Below are 2120 nucleotides of genomic sequence, written 5' to 3'. Positions count from 1 at the left end.
TTCGCCTTACGGTGGAGCTGTGCGTAGATGTGATCAAGAGACAGGCCCTGGGCAGCAGGCTTCATGTTTGCTGTCAAGCGCTGGCCCGTCCCCTGGCAGCTCATCTTCGAGACGGGCCACCACGTTCACGTTCATGCTGCCGATCATCGCCCTCGAGGCCGAGGAGGAGGTCGAGAGGCTCACCGCTGGGCGTCCCGAAGCCCGCGCCCACATGGCCTGGGCCTACCACCACGTCCCCGAGGCCGTGTGCTCCATCCGCGACTACTGGCAGGCCCACCGCGCCCGATCCGTTTGACCCGCGCCAACGTCTCGCAGCCGCCAGAGTGGGGTGCAGACATCGGTTACCCACCATCTACCGAAATGGCGCGAACTTCAGATTCGGGACACTAGGCTGGCTCTGCTTCCGCAACCAAGTGCTCGAACAGTTTCCGGCCCGTTGTTCCCATGTGGATGTTTGATTGGAGATGGACGATGCGATAGGCGTTGAATACGCCCTTTTCTCGCGATGGAATATGCTCCACATGAACTAAAGAATTTGCCGCGAGAACAGAAAGGCCAGATTTAATATGTTCTCTCGAAATACCTAGATATGCTTCAATCTTGTCATAACTAATCTGTGCCATGTTGGTTTCGTTGTCGCGCATGGCAATGAACAGCAGGTAGAGCTTGAGTGCATGCAATTCGGTGGGATTTCTCAGCTTTAGGTCTCTGAAAAATCGAATCTGCCCAGAGTTGTCGTACAGTTTTTTTGCTGGGAGCATGCCCCAGCCGGTGCGATCAAAGTTTGCCAATTTATAAGCATTGCGCTGCCCACCAGCACGCAAGACGATTCCGGCGTTATCAAGAAGTTCTAACCCGCTGGAGATCTTGGTACGACTTAGACCGGCGCAAGCGTTGAACAAGTCATAAGTTAGCCGCGCGGAGCCTTCGTCATCTGCGTGATGTGCAATGACGATCAGCAGCATTAAGGCAGCAGTGCAACTGGAGCCGTTGCCACGGCTCCAGCGGAATTGTCTTAGGCCCATGCTATCGGGGTCAATGCCGTTACCCTTAATCCATTTGGTCGGCAGCCGCTTCCAATTTTGAAGGGTCATTATTTGCCTTTCACAGTCTTCATGACTGAGGCAACGGCATGAATGGCGAAGGCGGCGAGGCCAAGCGCACCAAGGGCAACAATGAGGACGAGGCTTTCAGTGGGAAGATGACCGAGTCTGTCCACGATCTCAGGAAGTAGGTTCATCGGGGTTCTCCTTCATGATGAAGCCAAAATTTTGGCAGACCCCGAACATATATCTAGAGACAGTTGTACGCGGATTTTGGCATGTACGATAGAAAAAGTGAACACAATCAGAGCATTATCTCAAAAAAAGACAGTGCGTAGCAGTTTCTAAAACAGTTCACGAACAGGCCTCCGTGAACCGTTTTGGTCAGCAAGATGCAAAAGTCAGGACTTTCGCAAATCAACCCGGCCCCACTCCCACCAGTGGTTTGCGTTTTGCACAAGGTATGACCAAAGCCACCCCTCTCTCACCATCCTAGAAAGCTTCTCTTCTGGATAACTTTTTAAGAGGAATGTACATTTCACAATCCTTCAAACGGTCCTTTCAGATTGTGAAACACGGTCTCTGCTTGCCCGAGGAATGGCCTGTCATGCCCCGTCACAGCCGGCCCTCGCAACGCACCTTCTCCACCCAGCCGCACTCATCGAGGTGCTCCCTCACGAACACCATCCTGCCAGGAGCTGAGGTCCATTGCCTAGCTGCGGGCGAGTTCCCGCCGCTGGCATTCAGTGGGAAGCAGATCGGCTCATGGCTGGACGTCTCGTGCACTGACGTAGTGCGGGTCCGCGCGAAGATCGTACTCCGCCTCGGTCAGTGCGAAGCGTGCCAGGATGCGGTCCATCCAGGGCTGTGTACGTAGCTTACGGTCGGCATAGATCACGAAGCGCCGCGTCGGGATGTGATAGACGACACGTCCGCGTGGCCACTCCTCATCCCACATTCTCCAAGTAAGTCGCTGATTTCGCTGTCGTAATCGTGATATTTCGCATATAAATCATGGCGTTGACGGCTGCGAGGGGCGCGTTTCATGGATCACCTGGAGGGTGCGGGCTTGGCGCG

3 protein-coding genes are annotated in these 2120 nt (G+C 54.6%); 1 reads left to right on the top strand and 2 read right to left on the bottom strand.

The features are described from left to right. The first annotated feature begins 133 nt into the window (after nt 1-133). Nucleotides 134-295, top strand: coding sequence for a hypothetical protein (locus tag ROTAS13_RS27535; protein WP_171979225.1), 162 nt, complete (start codon nt 134-136; stop codon nt 293-295). Between the two features lie 91 nt (nt 296-386). Here ROTAS13_RS27535 and ROTAS13_RS26690 read toward each other — a convergent pair whose 3' ends face one another. Continuing rightward, nucleotides 387-1094, bottom strand: a complete 708-nt coding sequence (locus tag ROTAS13_RS26690) for a hypothetical protein (protein WP_139323537.1) — start codon at nt 1092-1094, stop codon at nt 387-389. Between the two features lie 712 nt (nt 1095-1806). Next, entirely contained in the window at nt 1807-2001 is a 195-nt protein-coding gene (locus ROTAS13_RS26685) for a hypothetical protein (protein ID WP_139323536.1), read from the bottom strand. Nucleotides 2002-2120 lie beyond the last annotated feature (119 nt).

The organism is Roseomonas sp. TAS13 (genome assembly GCF_001950415.1).
Lineage (GTDB): Bacteria > Pseudomonadota > Alphaproteobacteria > Acetobacterales > Acetobacteraceae > Roseomonas > Roseomonas mucosa.
The sequence above is the reverse complement of the archived record's forward strand: the minus strand, read 5'-3'. Positions and strand labels throughout refer to the sequence as shown.